This window comes from Patescibacteria group bacterium (assembly GCA_041651155.1).
Classification (GTDB): domain Bacteria; phylum Patescibacteriota; class Patescibacteriia; order CAIXNZ01; family CAIXNZ01; genus JAPLYF01.
The window spans coordinates 120,953-136,383 of record JBAZJU010000001.1; the positions used below are offsets into that span (position 1 = coordinate 120,953).

Annotated in this window: 16 protein-coding genes and 1 other RNA gene; 12 read left to right on the plus strand and 5 right to left on the minus strand. The window is 34.3% G+C overall.

Translation table 11 applies throughout. The features are described from left to right. Positions 1–142: 142 nt before the first annotated feature. From infC to smpB, 4 genes are all read right to left on the minus strand, one after another. Positions 143–703 (minus strand): translation initiation factor IF-3, encoded by a 561-nt coding sequence (infC, locus tag WC460_00615; GenBank protein ID MFA5187847.1) that lies wholly within the window; start codon positions 701–703, stop codon positions 143–145. 18 nt (positions 704–721) lie between these two features. Beyond that, positions 722–964 carry a GIY-YIG nuclease family protein gene (locus WC460_00620; protein MFA5187848.1) on the minus strand — a complete coding sequence of 81 codons (243 nt, stop codon included), beginning with the start codon at positions 962–964 and terminating at the stop codon, positions 722–724. A gap of 172 nt (positions 965–1,136) precedes the next feature. Next, positions 1,137–1,528, minus strand: a transfer-messenger RNA (tmRNA) gene (gene ssrA, locus WC460_00625). Between the two features lie 81 nt (positions 1,529–1,609). Further along, positions 1,610–2,062, minus strand: coding sequence for an SsrA-binding protein SmpB (gene smpB, locus WC460_00630; GenBank protein MFA5187849.1), 453 nt, complete (start codon positions 2,060–2,062; stop codon positions 1,610–1,612). 297 nt (positions 2,063–2,359) lie between these two features. Between smpB and WC460_00635 the strand changes: the two genes are divergently transcribed. From WC460_00635 to WC460_00690, 12 genes are all read left to right on the plus strand, one after another. Beyond that, positions 2,360–3,418, plus strand: a complete 1,059-nt coding sequence (locus WC460_00635) for an AI-2E family transporter (GenBank protein MFA5187850.1) — start codon at positions 2,360–2,362, stop codon at positions 3,416–3,418. Positions 3,419–3,428: 10 nt separating this feature from the next. Further along, entirely contained in the window at positions 3,429–4,184 is a 756-nt protein-coding gene (locus tag WC460_00640; protein MFA5187851.1) for a hypothetical protein, read from the plus strand. Position 4,185: 1 nt separating this feature from the next. Beyond that, on the plus strand, positions 4,186–4,947 hold the full coding sequence (locus WC460_00645; protein MFA5187852.1) for a hypothetical protein: 762 nt from the start codon (positions 4,186–4,188) through the stop codon (positions 4,945–4,947). Between the two features lie 20 nt (positions 4,948–4,967). Then, the gene (locus tag WC460_00650; protein ID MFA5187853.1) at positions 4,968–6,125 is read left to right on the plus strand and encodes a PDZ domain-containing protein; all 1,158 of its coding nucleotides are present in this window, start codon (positions 4,968–4,970) and stop codon (positions 6,123–6,125) included. A 176-nt stretch (positions 6,126–6,301) separates the two neighbouring features. Next, positions 6,302–7,114: a hypothetical protein gene (locus WC460_00655; GenBank protein MFA5187854.1), complete on the plus strand. Its 813-nt coding sequence runs from the start codon at positions 6,302–6,304 to the stop codon at positions 7,112–7,114. A gap of 140 nt (positions 7,115–7,254) precedes the next feature. Then, on the plus strand, positions 7,255–8,241 hold the full coding sequence (locus WC460_00660; GenBank protein MFA5187855.1) for a radical SAM protein: 987 nt from the start codon (positions 7,255–7,257) through the stop codon (positions 8,239–8,241). Between the two features lies 1 nt (position 8,242). Then, entirely contained in the window at positions 8,243–9,625 is a 1,383-nt protein-coding gene (locus WC460_00665; protein MFA5187856.1) for an O-antigen ligase family protein, read from the plus strand. Between the two features lie 79 nt (positions 9,626–9,704). Then, the gene (locus tag WC460_00670; GenBank protein ID MFA5187857.1) at positions 9,705–10,172 is read left to right on the plus strand and encodes a DapH/DapD/GlmU-related protein; all 468 of its coding nucleotides are present in this window, start codon (positions 9,705–9,707) and stop codon (positions 10,170–10,172) included. An 8-nt stretch (positions 10,173–10,180) separates the two neighbouring features. After that, on the plus strand, positions 10,181–10,912 hold the full coding sequence (locus WC460_00675; protein MFA5187858.1) for a methyltransferase domain-containing protein: 732 nt from the start codon (positions 10,181–10,183) through the stop codon (positions 10,910–10,912). A 21-nt stretch (positions 10,913–10,933) separates the two neighbouring features. After that, on the plus strand, positions 10,934–12,145 hold the full coding sequence (locus tag WC460_00680) for a glycosyltransferase (protein ID MFA5187859.1): 1,212 nt from the start codon (positions 10,934–10,936) through the stop codon (positions 12,143–12,145). A gap of 1 nt (position 12,146) precedes the next feature. Then, entirely contained in the window at positions 12,147–13,385 is a 1,239-nt protein-coding gene (locus WC460_00685) for a glycosyltransferase family 4 protein (GenBank protein ID MFA5187860.1), read from the plus strand. A 270-nt stretch (positions 13,386–13,655) separates the two neighbouring features. Continuing rightward, complete coding sequence (locus tag WC460_00690) at positions 13,656–14,807, plus strand: glycosyltransferase family 4 protein (protein ID MFA5187861.1); 1,152 nt, start codon at positions 13,656–13,658, stop codon at positions 14,805–14,807. A 152-nt stretch (positions 14,808–14,959) separates the two neighbouring features. On the opposite strand, the gene WC460_00695 is transcribed toward WC460_00690, so the two are convergent. Next, positions 14,960–15,244 carry a helix-turn-helix domain-containing protein gene (locus WC460_00695; GenBank protein ID MFA5187862.1) on the minus strand — a complete coding sequence of 95 codons (285 nt, stop codon included), beginning with the start codon at positions 15,242–15,244 and terminating at the stop codon, positions 14,960–14,962. Positions 15,245–15,431 lie beyond the last annotated feature (187 nt).

Here is a 15,431-nt window from a genome sequence, read left to right on the forward strand (position 1 = left end):
ATGAATTATGTCCGCCAGCGGCGGATCCGCCTTTGGCGGAAGATATGAGCTGAATATAAGGAAATCTTTAAAAAAATAAAAATAGCTCTTCTTGGCTAATTTGAAATTAGTTTAGCTTAATTTTAAATTTTCGTCAAGCCGTTTAACTCTTTTTGGCAATAATAGCTGAAAAATTGGCACCTTGTCTTTTAATTTCCTGTTCTGTTCTTATTTCTACTATTTGGTTAATTGAACTCACAAAATTTTCAATTAATTCTTTGGCTAATTCCGGATGAGCTTTCTCCCTGCCTTTTAAGATGACCAAAATGCTAATTTTATCGCCGCGGTTTAAAAATTTTTCAGCCTGATTAATTCTGACATCAAGGTCATGCTTGCCAATGCGCGGTGAAAGGCGAATTTCTTTGAGCTCAACTTCTTTTTGCTGGGCTTTTTGCTTGCGGCTGGCTTTTTCCTGCTGGTACTTAAAACTGCTGTAATTGATAAATTTAGTCACTGGCGGTTCAGCTTTGGGAGAAACAGCCACTAAATCTAATTCTCGCTCCTTAGCCATGGCAATCGCTTGCGCAGTCGGCATGACGCCAAGCATCTGGCCTTTTTCATCAATAACGCGGACAGAAAGAGAGCGGATTCGTTCATTAACCGGATATGTGTCTGGGATTTGTTGTCTTTGCGCTTGTCTATGGCGGAAATGAATGCGTTTCAATGTGGTGTAGGTTAATAATTAAATTAATCGTTTATTTCTAAAAGCAATGCCTGAAGATGTTTTAAGATATCTTTCAAAGTTTAATGCTTTTTCTTTATTTTCAAATGCGCAGTAAAAAATTATTTTCCATGGTTTAAATGTGTCAGTATATTCCGAATTACCTTTATTATGATCAATTAGTCTATTATCGATATTCTCGGAAAATCCTGTATATAATTTTTTAGGGAATTTGATGCTTTGGAGAATATAAACAAAAAACATTGTTTCGTTTTTATTTTAAAAATTTTATTAAATAGCTCGTCATTTTAGTGGCGTGCCATTCGAAGCGCAGTAAAAAGATTTTAACTTGCCCTTCTTCGCTTATTCTTTGTTATTCTCTTAGCTAAAATCTTAAAGTTAATAAAGCTACGAAGGGCATTCTTCGCTGCGCGAAGAATGGAGATGGCGGGAATTGAACCCGCGTCTAGAAAGCCTTTTAAAATACTTCTACAAGCTTATTTTAGATTAAAATTACGCCTTAAGATAATAATCTAAACAAAAATCTTAGGGCCTGCCTTAAATTTTTAGCTTAATAACTTAAGGCTAAATTATTGAGCGAGCCTGAATTTATGGCACCCAATACCTTTTATCAGGCATCAAAGGCGTGGATGGTTGCTGTTTTAGTTAAACTGCAACTGACGCAAGGTTAAAAGCAAAAGCTGCTTTAACATTGCTTAATAAGTTTTTTGCACTTATTAGATTTCTATTTTTAGTTTTACGAGATTAAATAGCATGCTCGGCTTGCGATATTTTTAAAAGATCTTCCTATCGAGGCCTGTCATCCCCGAGTGACTATTGTAAAACAATTGTAAGAAAATTGTAAGACTATTGTTTTACCAGGTCTTACAATTGTATTACTAACATTCATTATCTGAATCTAGTTTTTAGGGCTCTTTGAACGCTTCGTTTTTCTTCTCTTTCTTTAATTGATCTGCGTTTATCAAAGAGTTTTTTTCCTTTGGCTAAGGCTAGCTCTAATTTGATTTTCTTATGCTTAGTATACAATGAAAGCGGGATTAAGGTCAAGCCTATTTGCTGTAATCTTACAGTTAAAAAGTGAATTTCTTTTTTATTTAGTAATAATTTCCTTGAGCGCGTAGGATCATAGTTTGGTAATGGTCCTGCCATTTTATAGGCTGGCACATTGGCATTGATTAAATATAGTTCGTTTTGATGCAGAGTCACATAAGCGCCTTGTAAGCTGGCATGGCCAGCTCTGATTGATTTTACTTCTTGCCCTGTTAAAACTAAGCCAGCCTCGAAAGTATCCAGGATTTGGAAATCAAATTTAGCTCGTTTGTTAAGGGTTAAGACTGTCATACTTTTTGCTTAATGCTTATATTTTATAATATCCTATTTTTAACAAATAAAGAAGGCAAAAACCTTCTTTTTAAGTCTGAACAGCAAATTGCTGGTCACAGAGCCAAATAAGGAAGTCAGCTTTGGTTTTAGCCTCGCTGACTTGGGTAATAGTTTTTTCTTAAGGCCTGTAAACAGCAACCTGTTGTTCAGTCAATGGTAATTGCTAAAATTAGCATATTTTTTTATTTTTGTCAAGGTTTGACCAATTGGCATTTTTTTCGTATAATAAAATTAGTTAATTATTAATCAAGTTATATGGATTCAGCCAATTCTAAGAAGATTAATCTGGATATATCAACCTCATCAATAATTAAAGTATTAGTCGTAATTTTTTTAGTCTGGATTTTGTATTTAATCAGAGACGTAGTGGCGATTTTGCTTTTTGCCTTTATTTTCGTGTCAATTCTTGAACCTGCGGTCAACTGGTTGCGAGCCAGAAAGATCCCCAGGACTTTATCAGTAATCTTGATATATTTAGTTTTATTAGCGGTTTTAGGTCTGATTATCGCTCTGATAATTCCGCCGATTAACGATCAAATTGATCAAATCTCAAATTCTTTCCCGGCCTATTGGCAAAAATTTAATTTGGAATTCGGCAATATCAGCCAGTTTTTAAACCAATACGGAATCGGCCAGGAAATTGAAAATGCAATTGTTAATTTAAAATATAATATTCCGCAGACAACGAGCGGCTTATTTTCTCAGGTTGGCCAATTTTTCTCTGGGGTATTTTCAGTCTTTATCATTTTAGTCATTATTTTTTATAGTTTGGCAGAAGAAAATGCGACCAAAAGGATTTTTCGTTCCATCTTGCCCAGCCAATATCTGCCTTATACTTATCAAGTTTTCAGCCGTATCCAAAACAAATTGGGTCTTTGGTTGCGGGGCCAATTAATATTAAGCTTAATTGTGTTTCTTTTGGTTTATATCGGGCTTTTATTTTTAGGCGTCAGATATGCGTTAATTTTAGGCATTATTGCCGGCCTGGTAGAATTTGTACCCTATATCGGTCCGATTATGTCTGGCATTTTGGCTGTGACCCTGACGTTTTTTCAGTCGCCAATCAGCGCGCTCTTAGTTTTAATTTTATATGTTGCCATCCAATTAGTGCAAAATAATATCCTCACTCCTAAAATTATGCAAAGGGCAGTGGGCTTGAATCCGGTTGTGAGCATTGTGGCATTACTCATTGGCGGTAATTTAGGCGGAGTAATTGGGGCAATATTAGCTATCCCATTAGCCACTGCCTTGAGTGTCTTTGCTCAGGATTTTTTGGAAAAGAAGAGGGCGCGTGAATTAACGCTTGAAGAATAATTTTTTTAAAATGACAAGAATAGATGAAAATAATAACCACAGCAATATCAGCGATTTGGAAGCTGAGGTGGAAAAATTAAAAAAGACTTTAAAACGCAAGAAAAATAAGAAATTTTTCAATTGCGGCTCTTGTTTGCTGTTTTTTATTTTATTTTTGCTGATAAGCGGCTTGGTCGGGGCTTATTATGTATCTCTTAGCGGATTGATAGAAGTACCTTATTTTACCAAAAAGTTCTATCATGAGCCCAGGCCAAGTTATTTAGTCAATGCTGTAAATTTAGGAGTGGCTCAGAAAGATTTTATTCAGGTTCTGGAAGCTGAAGCTAAAAAACAGGTTTTGCTGCAGAAAAAGACCACTAATTTGAAGCTGAATTTGGGAATTAGCGAGGGGCAATTGTCAGCTATGCTCAGGGAACAAGCGCAGAAAAACGAAGCCTTGAACCAAAGGATTGAATATATCCAGTCTGCGGTTTTACCCGATGAATTGGAAGTATTTGCCAAGCTAAAAGAGCCCAAATTGTTTATTACCTTCAATATAAAGCCAACAATTGAAGATAAGGCATTAAAATTAAAAACTGATAATTTCAAAATCGGGAACTTGCCAATGCCAAAATTTATTGGTAATATGATTATTACTAATTTTGCGGCCAAAAGCATAAATCAATTATTAGCCTCATTCTCAAGTATATTTGAAATTACGGCCATAAAATTAGAGGCCAAAATGGTCTCGCTGGAGATACTTGTTAAAAATTTAAATTTTAATTAGAATGCTTTTTCGAAAAATAATAGTATTTTTTTGTCCGTTATTGTTATTTTCGGCTTTGGAATTAATGTTTTTTAATATTAGTCTGCTGCCATATTGCCTGGCATTTAGCGCCTTGATATTATTTATAGCCTTGAAATATTTAATTAAAGGCAAATTGCTGAGCTTTGAATTTCTATATTTAAGCCTTTTGCCTTTTTTATTCCTGATTACGACTGTGTTTTTCCTTTTTATTTTAAATGATAATTGGATCAGGCATGCTATTATTGCCAGTTTCGTCATTATTTCAGGCTTTTATTTGGAAAATATTTTCCTTTATTTTAATCAGCCTGACGTCTATCAGCTTGAAACCCTGGAAAATTTTTCCAGTTTTTTAATTCTTATCATTTTTTTTCTGCTGGCGGTTAATCTGAACTCACTAAGTGTTTTTATTAATTTGCCGCTCTGGCTGCTTTCAATAATTTTGCTAATTTGTCTGACGCTTTTACTCCTGGCCGGCTTTTGGTTCGGCAAATTAAAACATGAGCTAAAAACCGTTTATCTTCTGATTATAAATATAATAATATTAGAAGTATTCTGGGGTTTGTCTTTTTTGCCCACAAACTTTTATGTCAGCAGCATTATTTTAACGATTTTTTTCTATTTTTCATGGGGAATAATAAAGGCAAAATTACATGATGAATTAGACAGGAAAAACATCTGGCGTTACCTGGCGATAAGCTCAATTTTGATATTTTTAATAATTATAACTTCGTCTTGGATATAAAAAATTAACCTAATCATCATATGGAACAAGAAGCAAAGAAAGCAAAAAAAGGTTTTAAATTATTTGGCGTAATCGTGCTGATCATTGTAGCGGGTTTTGTTGCCGGCTTGAGCGGAGAATTTATAGCGCGTTATTATTTGTCTAATGTGGCTTTTTTCAGGGATTTGTATTTTACAGGAAGTACAAATCAAACCCAGGGTGAAATAGTGATCAATGATCCAAGGAAAGTGGTCGTAGAGCAGGATTTAAGATTGAGCCAGATTAAAAATGAAATTCGCCCCTCGGTCTTAAATATTTATAGCCGTCAAAAAGATAATAAAAATTTGCTTGATAATATATTTTTGCCTGAAGATTTTTTAGGCCAGGCAATAGTGCTGACCAGCGACGGCTGGCTGATTAGCAATGCAAATGTCAGTCTTGGCTCGCAAACAGGCGTAGTCATTGGCGAAAATAAAAAAATATACAAGATTGAAAAAATCATACAAGATCCAGCCAGCAGCATTAATTTTATAAAAATTAATGCGCAAAATTTGTCTGTCGCCAAACTGGCGGACATTAGTAAAATTACCGATGGGGAACAATTAGTCGCTTATAATAGTTTTTCTAATATATTTAATTTAGCCAATATCTCCAATGGGAAATATAAAGAGATTAGCAGCCGTTATGATTATATCAACTCAACCCAGATTTTAGATAAAGCTATCTTATTAAATAAAAATTTAGGTTCTGACTTTGTAAGCGCGCCAATTTTTAATTTCCAGTCAGAATTAATTGGATTTATATACAATTCCGCTAATACAGCCAATAAAGTTATTCCCATCAATTATATTGATCCAATCATAAACCAGGTATTGAAAGGCGAAAAAATTACCAGGCCATATTTGGGAATTAATTATATTGATTTAGCCCAGGTAGACGGTTTAGATGAAACTGTCAGGCAAGGCGCGATAAATGGAGCCTTGATCTGGCCCAATCAAAAGGGGATTGCTATCGCCGCTGACAGTCCTTTAACCGGTAAATTAGTAAAAGGCGATATAATTACCAGTTTTGAAAATCAAGCACTGGATGCCAATAATAACTTAAATGACTTGCTTTTAGAATATAAAAGCGGCCAGCAAGTAAGCATTAAATATTTGCACGAACAAAAAGCAGCTGAAATCAGCATTGTCTTGAAATAAACATTGGATATATACCTCTAACTTTAGCCCTAAAAGGTTATTTTAGAACAAAAGACTCTTATTGAAAGAGTTTTTTTGTTTGCGTTGGTCTTGACAAACTTTAGATTATGTGATATGATTTTAAATCAAATAATAACTTATTCAGGAAGCTATTTCCTGGGATAAATTTAAATTTTATGGAAAACTTACAATATTCAAAAATTTTAAGAACAAATTGGGACATTGTGGCTTTAATCATAGGCATTACAATGGTTTTATCATTGATAATCAGCTTAGTTCAGCCATTCCAATATTCAGCCGGCACCCAGATTTTAATTATTCAAAAACAAGAATTAAATACTGATGCCTATACAGCTACTAAATCAGCCGAAACAATCGGTAAAAATTTAGCTGGCATTATTTATACCTCGTCTTTTTATAACGAAGTTATTGAATCAAACAGCGCCTTGGCCGGTAAATTTCCCCAGGATAGCATTGAACGAAGAAAGGAATGGAAAAAGAATGTGAAGGCGATTGTGTTGCCAGAAACCGGCATGTTGGAAATTGATGTTTATGATGCTGACCGGAATTTTGCTTCTCAACTAGCCAGAAATATTTCTTATGTCTTAGTTAATAAAGGCTCTGAATACCATGGCGGCGGTACAAATGTGGAAATTAAAGTGGTTGATGATGTTTTTATCAGCAAATATCCAGTCAAGCCAAATGTCATCTTAAATAGTTTATTGGCTTTAATAATCGGCTTTATCTTAGGCAGTATTTTTGTGATTTTGAATGAAGCCAGCAAATTAAATAAAAATACAAATACAAATCTAATCTCAGAGCTAGATAAACCTAAAGAAATTGAGGCTAATGAAAAATTAGTAAATAACTATGAAGTAATTCGGGCTAATCTTGAGAAAGATTTTGGGTTTGTGTCTGAAGCAGAAACCCCAGCTCCTGTAGCTGAAAGGAAGATAGAAATCAGAACAATGTATGACCATTTGCAATAAATTTAATAAACTTAAATAATTTCAACAAATCACCCTTAGCCGTATGGCAGGGGTGTTTTGTTTTTTGGGCCTAAAATTTGACAAAAATTAAAAATTGTGTTAGAATTAAGATATTATTATATATATCTATTTTCTCAAATATGGCTAATCTTAGACTGCCAAATGATTTGGTTTTGGCAATTACCTATAATTGCAATTCAAAATGCCGCATGTGCAATATCTGGAAAACAGAGCAAATGCCAGTTTTAGATTTGGCAGAATATAAAAAATTGCCCCAGAACTTAAAAGAAGTAAATATAACTGGCGGTGAGCCATTTCTTAGCCCTAATTTAATTGAAATAATCAAAATATTAGTAAACCTAAATCCTCTGGTTAGGATTATTATTTCAACTAATGGCTTTGCTACGGAATTAATCAAGACCAAGATGCAGGAAATTTTAAAAATTAAGCCTGATATTGGCCTGGGGGTTTCAGTAGATGGCATAGGCGCAGCTCATGATCAGATAAGAGGTATTTCCGACGGTTTTGACAAGGTTATGGCTACGATTAAGGCACTTCAAGCCATGGAGGTAAAGGATTTACGCTTGGCCTTTACGGCCGGGGATTATAATATCTTAGAATTAAATAAGGTTTATAAATTAGCCCAGGAATTAGGCGTGGAATTTAGCTTGGCTGCGATTCACAATGCTGATAATTATTTTAATACCGTAGACAATCAGATTAACCGGATTGAAGATTTTAAAAAAGAATTTAGGCGCTTGATTCAGGCTGAATTAAAATCATGGAATTATAAAAAATGGCTGCGCGCGTATTTTGCCTATGCGCTATTAAGATTTATTGAAACAAAAAAAAGATTACTGCCAAATTATTCCGGCCGAGATAATGTATTTATTGATCCGCTCGGCGATGTTTACCCGGCTGATGTATCCGGTCATTTAATGGGTAATTTGAAAGATTTCCCTAATTTTAAGGAGCTGTATGATTCAAAGCGAGCTCAGGAAGCAATTGCTTTAGAAAAATTAGATCAAAACTGGATGATTTGCACAGCCAGAAGCGCTATAAAAAGACATCCTGTGGCGATTATAGCCTGGATCTTAAAAAATAAGCTTTGGGGAGCAAAATTATAATATGGCTTTAATTAAAAATAAAATATTTTGGCTAATCATAATTCTGGCAGCTCTTATAACCGCCAGTCTTAGCCTGACCAATGAAGGGTCATGGTATCCTTTAATTTTTTTAATTTTTATTTTGCTGTTTTTAATTTTTTTAAGCCGTCCAGAACTGGGCATTTACCTGATCGCTTTATTATTCCCTTATAATGACTGGCTGTTTATTTATTATGAATATAATATTCCTTATGTTGATTTAATTGCTTTGCTTCTTTTTATAGCCTGGTTGGCTAGAGTAATATATTTATATCTGGAAAAACGTGAAAAATTAAGCCTGAAAAATTTTCCTCTTTTAGGCTTGATGCTTGTTTTTATAATCGCTTCATTTTTATCCTTATTAAATATAGAGGGGCAATGGTTGTTGATGGGCATAAAATACATTTTTAGGCCGATAATTTTCTTTTATCTCATGTTTGTGATTTTGCCGTTTAATATCATTGATAATTATAAAAAGCTGGACAATACCTTTAAAATCATATGTTTTACGGGCATGATCTTAGCTTTTATCGGTATCGTCTCTTTAATTATTCCTCCGTTTGAAAATATTAATAGGGCAATGCCAATTTCTATTTTTGGCATCTGGCCTTTAGGCAGCAATCAAAATGCTTTGGCTGAAATTTTTGTCGTGACCATACCGCTGGCTTTGATTTTATTTTGGAAAGAAAAAGATATTTTTATGAAAGCAGTCTATTTAATCTGCGTATTATTAATGGCAGGCGTGAATATGCTGACTTTGTCCAGAGCAGGTTGGATTGCTTTTGCTATGGAATTATTATTGTTAGTGATTTTAAAATATCGCCATGAAGTCAAAAAATTTTTTACCAACTCTTTGTCTTATATAATTGGCTTACTGCTTGTCCCTGTTATTTATTTAATGTATCAATTGTTTGCTTCAGGTATAGTTTCTGCATCAGATTCAAACCGTTTAAAATTAATTGATATTGCTCTGACCTTATTCAGCAGCCATCCTTTTTTGGGCAATGGGGCGGGAACTTTTACTTTAATTTTAGGGCAAATCAGGTGGTATCTGATTGAATATGGAGGGGTACTTGATGCCCATAGCTATTTATTTAAAACATTGGCTGAAACAGGCGTAGTCGGAACTTTAAGTTTTATCGCGCTTTTAGCTTATGTTTGTTATATTATATTCAGAGGTTATATTAAAGCTAAAGATAGCCAGGCGTCGTTAGTTATTTTGGGCTGTTTTTTGGCAGTAATCGGCGCTTTCATATTCCAATTTTTTGGCACAAGCTACTATTTAGCCAAGATGTGGCTGCCAGTAGGATTGGCGTTGGCAAGTTTACAAATTTTTAATTTATATAAAGTAAAATTATTTACATAATTATATGATTTTAAAAGACATTAAACGAATTTGCGGATTAAACCAATGGTCGGGTCTAAAAAAGATTAAAATTATTTTTATGCCTGGTTTTTGGGCTATTTTAGTTTACCGTTATGGTAATTTTTTTACTCGCTTAAATATTCCGGTCATTAAACAACTTGGTTTGATTGCCTATTTTCCTTTTAAAATTTTAGTGGAAATTTTTTGGGGCGTTTCAATTTCACGGAAAGCAAAAATTGGTCCTGGATTTTTTATAAATCATTTTGGCTGTATTTTTATCCATTTTGACGCGCAACTAGGCCAGGACTGCGTTATTAGCCAGGAAGTGACAATTGGCGTCAAAGGCTGGGATACTCATGCTGGCGCGCCAAAAATCGGAGATAGAGTCAGAATCGGGCCGGGCGCTAAAATTTTAGGTCCCATTACGATCGGAGATAATTCAATCATTGGCGCTAATGCTGTCGTGACTAAAGATGTGGAGGCAAATAGCGTGGTTGGCGGAGTGCCTGCAAAATTTATTAAAACAAATCTAGTCTTAAATCCTTAAATAAATTTATGTCAGAGCAAACAAATAAATTATTTGATAAATATTTGTCCACTAGTTTTTTTGAAACCAATCAACTAGAGGCAAGCTTGGATAATATTAAGCATATTGCCTCAACTTATGATTGGAATTATAAAAAGATAATTCCGGCTGATAAAAATAGCAAAATTTTAGACATTGGCTGCGGCTTAGGTCAATTTTTATATTGGTTAAAAAATAATGGCTATAATAATTATTTGGGAGTAGACTTAAGCCAGGAAATGCTGGATTTTTGCAAGGCCAATGTAACCGGCCAGGTTTTAAAGATAAGTTCCATGACTGAATTTTTGGCTGACAAAAAAGATCAATATGATCTTATTGTTTTAAATGACGTGATTGAACATCTGCCCAAAACTGAAATTATTAATGATTTGGCACTAATTAAATCAGCTTTAAAACAAGGCGGCATGTTAATTGTGAAAACAAATAATTTGGCTGCCATCACCGGCCCCAGATTGCGCTATGAAGATTTTACCCACGAAGTCGGCCTGACTGAACATAGTTTAATGCAAGTTTTACTGCTTGCTGGCTACAAACAGGTGGAGATTCGAGCTTTTGCCATGCCCAGAACAAGCATCTTGCGCTGGATTAGATTTATTGTCCAGACGATTTTACACCAGCTGTGGCGTTCAATGTTCTTTTGGGAATTTACCCTTGTGCCAAAGATTGTTGATGAATTAATCTTTGCCGTAGCCAAAAAATAAATTTTAAATATGAAGATACTTATGATTAATAAATTTTTTTACAGAAAAGGCGGTTCAGAAGCCTATATGTTTGATTTGCTTGAACTTTTAAAAAAAGCCGGCCACGAAGTTGTTGAATTTTCCATGAAAGATGAGAAAAACCAGGCTTCAAAATACTCTGATTTTTTTATTGATAAAATTGATTTTAACAAAAGGCAGGGTTTTTTAGAGGATTTGAAAAAAGCAGGCCATTTAATTTATTCGTTTGAAGCGAAGAGAAAATTAGAGGCTTTAATAAAAAAAGCCAAGCCAGATATTGCGCATCTGCATAATTTTAGCTTTCAGCTCACACCTTCTATTTTGCAGACTTTGAAAAAATATAACATTCCAATTGTTTGGACAATGCACGATTATAAATTAATTTGCCCTAATTACCGCTTATTTACCCAAGGGTCAGTCTGCGAACGCTGCAAAGTCCATAAATATTACAATTGCTGGAAGTATAAATGCATTAAAAACAATTCAGGCATGAGCTTTTTAGCAATGCTGGAAATGTATTTGCATAAGCTGATTTTAAGAAGTTATGAAAAAATTGATTGTTTTATTGCGCCCAGCAAATTTTTAGAGGCTAAAGTTTTAGATTGGGGGATTAATGAAGCCAAAGTTAAACAGTTATACCACTTGCTTGATCTTGAGAAATTGAACGTTAATCCTGAAATAGGCGAGGGCTTGCTCTATTTTGGCCGTTTAGCTGAAGAAAAAGGCTTAAAGATTTTGCTGGAGGCAATGAAGGACTTGCCAAACATAAAATTAAAAATAGTTGGCGCGGGGCCGCAAAAACAAGAATTACAAAACTATATTGCGGGCAATAATTTAAATAATGTAGAAATAGTCAGCCACAAAACAGGATCTGAGCTTTATGATTTAATTAAAAATGCCAGATTAGTGGTGGTACCTTCAATCTGGTATGAGAATAATCCAATTTCTATTTTAGAAGCCTTTGCTTTTGGCAAGCCGGTGATTGGCTCAAATTTAGGCGGAATCCCGGAATTAGTCAGAGAAAATAAAACCGGCTTTTTATTTACTGCCGGAAATAGCCGTGAATTAAAAAATAAAATTGCCCAAAATTATAATAAGGCTGAAGAATTAAAAATATGGGGCGCTAATGCGCGCCAGCTTGTTGCCTCTATTTCTAATCCCGCAGATCATTTGCAGTCTTTGCTGGATTTATATCAAAAGCTAATAAAAAAATAATATGGCTAAGGCTCAAGCAAAAAAAATTTTATTATTAACCGGGATTTTTTATCCTGATGTTTTTGGCGGCAGCGGCAAACTCGTTTATTATCATGCCAAAGAATTAGTTAGGCAAGGTTTTGCTGTTACGGTTTTAACCAGGAAATATAAAGAAGAATTTCCTAGCCATGAAAATTTAGAGGGTATTGAGATTTATCGCTATGAATCCAAATTAAATAAAATCTGGGGAAAAAGCCTGACTGATATTTTTGTTTTGCCAAAAATTATTAAAAAATTCTGTCAAAATACTAATTTTGATCTGGCTATGTTCTATGATGAATTCCAGGTCAATGCTTTTGTAAAAGCAAAAGTTAATTTACCGGCAATTTACGTTTTTTTGGCCAGTTATGCCCAGGAGCTTGCGCTGGAAGGTTTGGAACGTAAAACAGGCATTAAGTTTATTGATGGCTTAATTAAAAATATTTGGGTAAAAATTTTAAATAAGATTGAAATAAATAATTTAAAAATTGCGAATAAGATCGTAGTCTTAAGCGAGTTTTCTAAAAAAATAATACTAGAGATATTGCCTCAAATTGATAAGCAAAAAATAAAGATTATCCCAGGAGGAGTTGACCTGGGCTTGTTTACCGCGCCTAAAGATAAAAATTTTTTAAAAACAGAATTAAATTTACCTTTAAATAAACTGGTGATTTTAACAGTCAGACGCCTGGTTGGCAGGACAGGAGTGGATAATTTAATTGCCGCAGTTTCGCAATTAAAGAAAGTATATCCAGATTTTGTGCTTTTGATTATTGGCAGCGGATTTTTGGCTGCCAAGCTTAAAACCATGGTTGCAGAATTAAATTTACAGGCTAATGTTAAGTTCTTAGGCTTTATTAAAGAAAATGATCTAGTTAAATATTATCAAGCCGCTGATTTATTTGTTTTGCCTACTTTAGCTTATGAAGGTTTTGGCCTGGCAACATTGGAAGCGCTGGCCTGCGGAACACCTGTTTTGGGCACACCTGTTGGCGCTACGCCTGAAATTCTAAGTAAAATAAACAAATCCTATATTTTAGCTGGCAATGAACCCGAGGCTATTTTTCAGGGAATTAATAATTTTATCAAACAAAAAGACAAACCTGAAAATTATAATTTAAGCCAGCAATTGCGGCAATTTGTAATAAAGAACTATAGCTGGACTAAATCAGGCCAAAGTTTAAAAGAAGAAATTGCTACTTTGCTAGGATTGACATTTTAGTAGCTTGCTGTTAATTTCAAGGCAGAATACTAGAAAAAATATTTACTAAATACTTTAGCAGGGGAGAAAGCTCCCTTTTTTATTATGTTATTTTTTATCTAAAGTTAGCTCTGAAATTGAATTATATCGGTTTTATCCTTGACAAAGAAGATTAATTATGCTATTATTTATTATTAACATGATTATCAATGATTTTGTTAAATTGTATGAACCAAGTAGGCAAACAATTAAGCAAAAATGGTAATAAATTTAAATAACAGTGTATATATTATGAAAATTTACTTTATCGGACAAAAAGGCATCCCAGCCATCTATGGCGGCGTGGAAAGCCATGTGCAAGAATTAGCAACTCGTTTAGCCAAAGAAGGCCACGAGGTTTTTGTCTATGTCCGAAATTATTATACTCCTAAAGATTTAAACGAATTTAAAGGCGTGAAATTGATTCATTTGCCTAGCATCAAGACTAAGCATTTAGATGCTATTTCTCATACTTTATTGGCTAGTTTGGATGTTTTAAGAAGGGATGCTGATATTATTCATTATCATGCCATTGGCCCTTCAAGTTTGCTGTGGATTCCCAAATTATTCAAAAAGCAGGCTAAAGTCATTTCCACTTTTCATTCTGATGATCGCAAGCATAAAAAGTGGGGTTTAATTGCCCGCAAATTTTTAGCCTTAGGCGCATATATTTCTGTCAGATGGCCTGATAAAACAATTGCTGTTTCTAAATATCAGAGTAAAACTCATGGCTTTGAATTTAATGGCGAATTAGAATATATTCCTAATGGCGTGCCAACCTTTACTCAAGTCAATCCCCAATTAATTACTGAAAAATGGGGATTGCAAGGCAATGACTATATTTTGGCTGTGTCTCGCTTGATTAAGCACAAAGGCTTGCATTATTTGATCAGAGCTTATTCTATTTTGAAAAATGTTGATAAAAAGCTCGTGATTGTTGGTGAGGCAAATTATACTGATAATTATGTGCAATATTTAAAGAATTTAGCTGGGGATAATAAGAATATAATTTTTACCGGCAATCAGACCAGCCAGACTTTGGCTGAATTATATTCTAATGCCTATTTATTTGTGCAGCCATCTGAAGCTGAAGGCTTATCCATTGCTTTACTTGAAGCAATGTCTTATGGCAAGGCTGTGATCTGCAGTGATATTGAACCTAATAAAGAAGCAGTATCTGATCTGGCCTTAACTTTTAGAAATAAAAGCATTAGCGATTTAAGCCAGAAATTAAGATACTTATTGAATCATCCTGAAATAGTGAATACCATGGGCGTTAAATTGCAGGAACGAGCCCTGGTTGAATATAATTGGGATAATATTGCCAAAAGAACCATTGCGCTTTATGAAGCAGCGCGTTCTGAAGAAATGGCAAGCAAAGCAGTCCAAATTGTTGAAGCTTAATAATAATACTTATATAATAAAAAACGTTCTTCTTCGGAAGAGCGTTTTTTAATTTTTAATTACTAATTTTTAATTTTAAATCAATGATGAAATGAGATGAAATGATAAAATAAAATTTTTAATAAAACTGGGTATATTAGGTCACAAGGATTTCAGGGTCTATCTGATTTAATGATTTGGGGGTTTGGGCTGTAATGTTTGTTATTGATCTTCCATTTATCCACATATTGGCCAATGCCTTTTTGATTGGTTTTATTCCTGACAGTGGGCTTTTTTTGCGACCATTTGAGCAAGCTCTCAAAGTTAAGCTTATAACGTCCACGTACGACAATATAGCGCAATTCCTGGCTTTTAAGCGCGCGCCTGATTGTTTTTGGATCAATGCCAAAGAGTTTGGCAGCCTCAGATATTGAAAGGCGGATTATATTTGGTTCCATATGGTTATAACTTATTTGTCCACGATAATGTGGACAAAGTTAGTATATCAGGAACTCTTGATTTTAGCAAGTGTAGAGTAATTAGAGGTTCGGCCTCCAATTTGGAGGCCGAACCTCTTTGCGTTTACGAAAGGTCGCGGATGTACAATTTAGTGTTATTTCGTGTCAATTTTTCGTGGTTCAGCTC

Excerpts from the sequence above, each read along its gene's own strand:
- WC460_00620 (MFA5187848.1), bottom strand. The coding sequence starts at position 964 with ATGTTTTTTGTTTATATTCTCCAAAGCATCAAATTCCCTAAAAAATTA.
- smpB (MFA5187849.1), bottom strand. The coding sequence starts at position 2,062 with ATGACAGTCTTAACCCTTAACAAACGAGCTAAATTTGATTTCCAAATC.
- WC460_00635 (MFA5187850.1), top strand. The coding sequence starts at position 2,360 with ATGGATTCAGCCAATTCTAAGAAGATTAATCTGGATATATCAACCTCA.
- WC460_00640 (MFA5187851.1), top strand. The coding sequence starts at position 3,429 with ATGACAAGAATAGATGAAAATAATAACCACAGCAATATCAGCGATTTG.
- WC460_00645 (MFA5187852.1), top strand. The coding sequence starts at position 4,186 with ATGCTTTTTCGAAAAATAATAGTATTTTTTTGTCCGTTATTGTTATTT.
- WC460_00650 (MFA5187853.1), top strand. The coding sequence starts at position 4,968 with ATGGAACAAGAAGCAAAGAAAGCAAAAAAAGGTTTTAAATTATTTGGC.
- WC460_00655 (MFA5187854.1), top strand. The coding sequence starts at position 6,302 with ATGGAAAACTTACAATATTCAAAAATTTTAAGAACAAATTGGGACATT.
- WC460_00660 (MFA5187855.1), top strand. The coding sequence starts at position 7,255 with ATGGCTAATCTTAGACTGCCAAATGATTTGGTTTTGGCAATTACCTAT.
- WC460_00665 (MFA5187856.1), top strand. The coding sequence starts at position 8,243 with ATGGCTTTAATTAAAAATAAAATATTTTGGCTAATCATAATTCTGGCA.
- WC460_00670 (MFA5187857.1), top strand. The coding sequence starts at position 9,705 with ATGCCTGGTTTTTGGGCTATTTTAGTTTACCGTTATGGTAATTTTTTT.
- WC460_00675 (MFA5187858.1), top strand. The coding sequence starts at position 10,181 with ATGTCAGAGCAAACAAATAAATTATTTGATAAATATTTGTCCACTAGT.
- WC460_00680 (MFA5187859.1), top strand. The coding sequence starts at position 10,934 with ATGATTAATAAATTTTTTTACAGAAAAGGCGGTTCAGAAGCCTATATG.
- WC460_00685 (MFA5187860.1), top strand. The coding sequence starts at position 12,147 with ATGGCTAAGGCTCAAGCAAAAAAAATTTTATTATTAACCGGGATTTTT.
- WC460_00690 (MFA5187861.1), top strand. The coding sequence starts at position 13,656 with ATGAAAATTTACTTTATCGGACAAAAAGGCATCCCAGCCATCTATGGC.
- WC460_00695 (MFA5187862.1), bottom strand. The coding sequence starts at position 15,244 with ATGGAACCAAATATAATCCGCCTTTCAATATCTGAGGCTGCCAAACTC.